The organism is Leifsonia sp. SIMBA_070 (assembly GCF_046534635.1).
In the GTDB taxonomy this organism is placed as follows: Bacteria; Actinomycetota; Actinomycetes; order Actinomycetales; family Microbacteriaceae; genus Leifsonia.
This window is the reverse complement of record NZ_JAWRYK010000667.1, coordinates 1-250: the sequence shown is the minus strand read 5'-3', so window position 1 is coordinate 250 and position 250 is coordinate 1. Positions and strand designations below refer to the sequence as shown.

Genomic DNA, 250 nt, shown 5'->3' with positions numbered 1-250 from the left:
GCCTCTACGCCCGACGCAGCTGCCGGCGCGGCCGACAAGGCCTAGGATGACCGTGGCCTGCCCGGAGGAAGAACCGTTCGCGAAAGGACTGCGTCCGTGATGAAGGCGTTGCCCGTAGAGCCCTCCAACGCGCCGGTGGCCATCGGCCCGCGGATCCGTTTGGCGCGGCAGGCCCGCCGGATGACCATTGAGCAGGTTGCCGCGGCCACCGGGCTGACCAAGGGTTTCCTGAGCCGGGTGGAGCGGGACC

The 250-nt window shown here is 70.4% G+C and carries 1 protein-coding gene; it reads left to right on the top strand.

Annotation, left to right across the window (positions count from 1 at the left end; genetic code table 11):
- Nucleotides 1–99: 99 nt before the first annotated feature.
- On the top strand, nucleotides 100–250 hold a 151-nt coding region (locus SB754_RS21910; RefSeq protein WP_410784413.1), incomplete at its 3' end, for a helix-turn-helix domain-containing protein.